This window comes from Pseudomonas sp. sp1636, from assembly GCF_030376615.1.
Taxonomy (GTDB): Bacteria; Pseudomonadota; Gammaproteobacteria; order Pseudomonadales; family Pseudomonadaceae; genus Aquipseudomonas.
Genome location: NZ_JARRAB010000034.1, coordinates 1 through 5,301 on the forward strand (window position 1 = coordinate 1; position 5,301 = coordinate 5,301).

Annotated in this window: 2 tRNA genes and 3 rRNA genes; all 5 read right to left on the minus strand. The window is 51.8% G+C overall.

The features are described 5' to 3' along the window. Positions 1 to 2: 2 nt before the first annotated feature. Positions 3 to 118: ribosomal RNA gene (gene rrf, locus P8H27_RS20360) — 5S ribosomal RNA — on the minus strand. Positions 119 to 267: 149 nt separating this feature from the next. Next, positions 268 to 3,158: ribosomal RNA gene (locus P8H27_RS20365) — 23S ribosomal RNA — on the minus strand. 248 nt (positions 3,159 to 3,406) lie between these two features. Next, positions 3,407 to 3,482, minus strand: a tRNA-Ala gene (locus P8H27_RS20370). Positions 3,483 to 3,519: 37 nt separating this feature from the next. Next, positions 3,520 to 3,596, minus strand: a tRNA-Ile gene (locus P8H27_RS20375). A gap of 84 nt (positions 3,597 to 3,680) precedes the next feature. Next, positions 3,681 to 5,217, minus strand: a 16S ribosomal RNA gene (locus tag P8H27_RS20380). Together the 16S, 23S and 5S rRNA genes with 2 tRNA genes alongside form the textbook arrangement of a ribosomal RNA operon. Positions 5,218 to 5,301: the final 84 nt, after the last annotated feature.

Genomic DNA, 5,301 nt, shown 5'->3' on the forward strand with positions numbered 1-5,301 from the left:
AAGCTTGACGATGACCTACTCTCACATGGGGAAACCCCACACTACCATCGGCGATGCATCGTTTCACTACTGAGTTCGGGATGGGATCAGGTGGTTCCAATGCTCTATGGTCGTCAAGCAATTCGGGTGGTACGTCGTGCTGCTCTTGTCGAGCGGTACGCCGCGCCAAAATGGGTATGTGATAAAGGGTAGTGCGTGGTCTTGCAGATTTTCGGTTCGTTGCAGTCTTACGTCTGACACACAAACAGCAAATTGTTTGGGTGTTATATGGTCAAGCCTCACGGGCAATTAGTATGGGTTAGCTCAACGCCTCACAGCGCTTACACACCCCACCTATCAACGTCGTAGTCTTCGACGGCCCTTTAGGGAACTCAAGGTTCCAGTGAGATCTCATCTCGAGGCAAGTTTCCCGCTTAGATGCTTTCAGCGGTTATCTTTCCCGAACATAGCTACCCGGCAATGCCACTGGCGTGACAACCGGAACACCAGAGGTTCGTCCACTCCGGTCCTCTCGTACTAGGAGCAGCCCCTCTCAAATCTCAAACGTCCACGGCAGATAGGGACCGAACTGTCTCACGACGTTCTAAACCCAGCTCGCGTACCACTTTAAATGGCGAACAGCCATACCCTTGGGACCGGCTTCAGCCCCAGGATGTGATGAGCCGACATCGAGGTGCCAAACACCGCCGTCGATATGAACTCTTGGGCGGTATCAGCCTGTTATCCCCGGAGTACCTTTTATCCGTTGAGCGATGGCCCTTCCATACAGAACCACCGGATCACTAAGACCTACTTTCGTACCTGCTCGACGTGTCTGTCTCGCAGTCAAGCGCGCTTTTGCCTTTATACTCTACGACCGATTTCCGACCGGTCTGAGCGCACCTTCGTACTCCTCCGTTACTCTTTAGGAGGAGACCGCCCCAGTCAAACTACCCACCATACACTGTCCTCGATCCGGATAACGGACCAGAGTTAGAACCTCAAGGTTGCCAGGGTGGTATTTCAAGGTTGGCTCCACGCAGACTGGCGTCCACGCTTCAAAGCCTCCCACCTATCCTACACAAGCAAGCTCAAAGTCCAGTGCAAAGCTATAGTAAAGGTTCACGGGGTCTTTCCGTCTAGCCGCGGATACACTGCATCTTCACAGCGATTTCAATTTCACTGAGTCTCGGGTGGAGACAGCGCCGCCATCGTTACGCCATTCGTGCAGGTCGGAACTTACCCGACAAGGAATTTCGCTACCTTAGGACCGTTATAGTTACGGCCGCCGTTTACCGGGGCTTCGATCAAGAGCTTCGCGTTAGCTAACCCCATCAATTAACCTTCCGGCACCGGGCAGGCGTCACACCCTATACGTCCACTTTCGTGTTTGCAGAGTGCTGTGTTTTTAATAAACAGTCGCAGCGGCCTGGTATCTTCGACCGGCGTGGGCTTACGCAGTAAATACTTCACCCTCACCGGCGCACCTTCTCCCGAAGTTACGGTGCCATTTTGCCTAGTTCCTTCACCCGAGTTCTCTCAAGCGCCTTGGTATTCTCTACCTAACCACCTGTGTCGGTTTGGGGTACGGTTCCTAATTACCTGAAGCTTAGAAGCTTTTCCTGGAAGCATGGCATCAACCACTTCGTCATCTAAAAGATAACTCGTCATCAGTTCTCGGCCTTGAACGCCCGGATTTACCTAAGCATTCAGCCTACCACCTTAAACACGGACAACCAACGCCGTGCTGGCCTAGCCTTCTCCGTCCCTCCATCGCAGTAATTAGAAGTACGGGAATATTAACCCGTTTCCCATCGACTACGCATTTCTGCCTCGCCTTAGGGGCCGACTCACCCTGCGTCGATTAACGTTGCGCAGGAAACCTTGGTCTTTCGGCGTGGGAGTTTTTCACTCCCATTGTCGTTACTCATGTCAGCATTCGCACTTCTGATACCTCCAGCAAGCTTCTCAACTCACCTTCACAGGCTTACAGAACGCTCCTCTACCGCTCAACTTACGTTGAACCCGTAGCTTCGGTGTATGGTTTGAGCCCCGTTACATCTTCCGCGCAGGCCGACTCGACTAGTGAGCTATTACGCTTTCTTTAAAGGGTGGCTGCTTCTAAGCCAACCTCCTAGCTGTCTAAGCCTTCCCACATCGTTTCCCACTTAACCATAACTTTGGGACCTTAGCTGACGGTCTGGGTTGTTTCCCTTTTCACGACGGACGTTAGCACCCGCCGTGTGTCTCCCGTGCTGACACTTGCTGGTATTCGGAGTTTGCATCGGTTTGGTAAGTCGGGATGACCCCCTAGCCGAAACAGTGCTCTACCCCCAGCAGTGATACACGAGGCGCTACCTAAATAGCTTTCGAGGAGAACCAGCTATCTCCGAGCTTGATTAGCCTTTCACTCCGATCCACAGGTCATCCGCTAACTTTTCAACGGTAGTCGGTTCGGTCCTCCAGTTAGTGTTACCCAACCTTCAACCTGCCCATGGATAGATCGCCCGGTTTCGGGTCTATACCCAGCGACTAAACGCCCTATTAAGACTCGCTTTCGCTACGCCTCCCCTATTCGGTTAAGCTTGCCACTGAATATAAGTCGCTGACCCATTATACAAAAGGTACGCAGTCACCCAACAAAGTAGGCTCCCACTGCTTGTACGCATACGGTTTCAGGATCTATTTCACTCCCCTCTCCGGGGTTCTTTTCGCCTTTCCCTCACGGTACTAGTTCACTATCGGTCAGTCAGTAGTATTTAGCCTTGGAGGATGGTCCCCCCATATTCAGACAAAGTTTCTCGTGCTCCGTCCTACTCGATTTCATGACTAAGAGATTTTCGCGTACAGGGCTATCACCCACTATGGCCGTACTTTCCAGAACGTTCCGCTAATCTCAAAGCCACTTAAGGGCTAGTCCCCGTTCGCTCGCCACTACTAAGGGAATCTCGGTTGATTTCTATTCCTCAGGGTACTTAGATGTTTCAGTTCCCCTGGTTCGCCTCTTACACCTATGTATTCAGTGCAAGATACCTAACTTATGTTAGGTGGGTTCCCCCATTCAGACATCTCCGGATCACAGGTTGTTTGCCACCTCCCCGAAGCTTTTCGCAGGCTACCACGTCTTTCATCGCCTCTGACTGCCAAGGCATCCACCGTATGCGCTTCTTCACTTGACCATATAACCCCAAGCAATCTGGTTACTGTCTATAACGTGAAGACGACATTCGCCGAAAATTTGCAATTGAGAACACGCAAATTTTACCTTGACCAAATTAACTGCCAGTGAAAGCAGTCAATCAGTCACTTCTATCACATACCCAAATTTTTAAAGAACGATTTTTCTTACCGGCCAAAGACCAGAAATCAACATTCAACAGGACTGCCCTGGAACGCTCATTTCTGAACTCTCGACAACACAATAAAGTGGTGGAGCCAAACGGGATCGAACCGTTGACCTCCTGCGTGCAAGGCAGGCGCTCTCCCAGCTGAGCTATGGCCCCAGGTACTCGCAAGGCCTCACCCCACTCAATTGACAATTGGTGGGTCTGGGCAGATTCGAACTGCCGACCTCACCCTTATCAGGGGTGCGCTCTAACCAACTGAGCTACAGACCCAATAACGGGCTTCTAACCTAATCGTCTTTTTCAATGAATCAAGCAATTCGTGTGGGAACTTATGAAGAAGCTGAAGTCTTCGATTAAGGAGGTGATCCAGCCGCAGGTTCCCCTACGGCTACCTTGTTACGACTTCACCCCAGTCATGAATCACACCGTGGTAACCGTCCCCCCGAAGGTTAGACTAGCTACTTCTGGTGCAACCCACTCCCATGGTGTGACGGGCGGTGTGTACAAGGCCCGGGAACGTATTCACCGTGACATTCTGATTCACGATTACTAGCGATTCCGACTTCACGCAGTCGAGTTGCAGACTGCGATCCGGACTACGATCGGTTTTATGGGATTAGCTCCACCTCGCGGCTTGGCAACCCTTTGTACCGACCATTGTAGCACGTGTGTAGCCCTGGCCGTAAGGGCCATGATGACTTGACGTCATCCCCACCTTCCTCCGGTTTGTCACCGGCAGTCTCCTTAGAGTGCCCACCATTACGTGCTGGTAACTAAGGACAAGGGTTGCGCTCGTTACGGGACTTAACCCAACATCTCACGACACGAGCTGACGACAGCCATGCAGCACCTGTGTCTGAGTTCCCGAAGGCACCAATCCATCTCTGGAAAGTTCTCAGCATGTCAAGGCCAGGTAAGGTTCTTCGCGTTGCTTCGAATTAAACCACATGCTCCACCGCTTGTGCGGGCCCCCGTCAATTCATTTGAGTTTTAACCTTGCGGCCGTACTCCCCAGGCGGTCAACTTAATGCGTTAGCTGCGCCACTAAGTTCTCAAGGAACCCAACGGCTAGTTGACATCGTTTACGGCGTGGACTACCAGGGTATCTAATCCTGTTTGCTCCCCACGCTTTCGCACCTCAGTGTCAGTATCAGTCCAGGTGGTCGCCTTCGCCACTGGTGTTCCTTCCTATATCTACGCATTTCACCGCTACACAGGAAATTCCACCACCCTCTACCGTACTCTAGTTGGCCAGTTTTGGATGCAGTTCCCAGGTTGAGCCCGGGGCTTTCACATCCAACTTAACAAACCACCTACGCGCGCTTTACGCCCAGTAATTCCGATTAACGCTTGCACCCTCTGTATTACCGCGGCTGCTGGCACAGAGTTAGCCGGTGCTTATTCTGTCGGTAACGTCAAAACAGCAACGTATTAAGTTACTGCCCTTCCTCCCAACTTAAAGTGCTTTACAATCCGAAGACCTTCTTCACACACGCGGCATGGCTGGATCAGGCTTTCGCCCATTGTCCAATATTCCCCACTGCTGCCTCCCGTAGGAGTCTGGACCGTGTCTCAGTTCCAGTGTGACTGATCATCCTCTCAGACCAGTTACGGATCGTCGCCTTGGTGAGCCGTTACCTCACCAACTAGCTAATCCGACCTAGGCTCATCTAATGGCGCGAGGCCCGAAGGTCCCCCGCTTTCTCCCGTAGGACGTATGCGGTATTAGCGTCCGTTTCCGAACGTTATCCCCCACCACTAGGCAGATTCCTAGGCATTACTCACCCGTCCGCCGCTCTCAAGAGAAGCAAGCTCCTCTCTACCGCTCGACTTGCATGTGTTAGGCCTGCCGCCAGCGTTCAATCTGAGCCATGATCAAACTCTTCAGTTTTAATACTGCTTGGGTTTTGTGAAAACCCTAAACTTGGCTCAGCAATCGACAAAAAACTCTCAAATTAACGAGTGTTACTTGTGA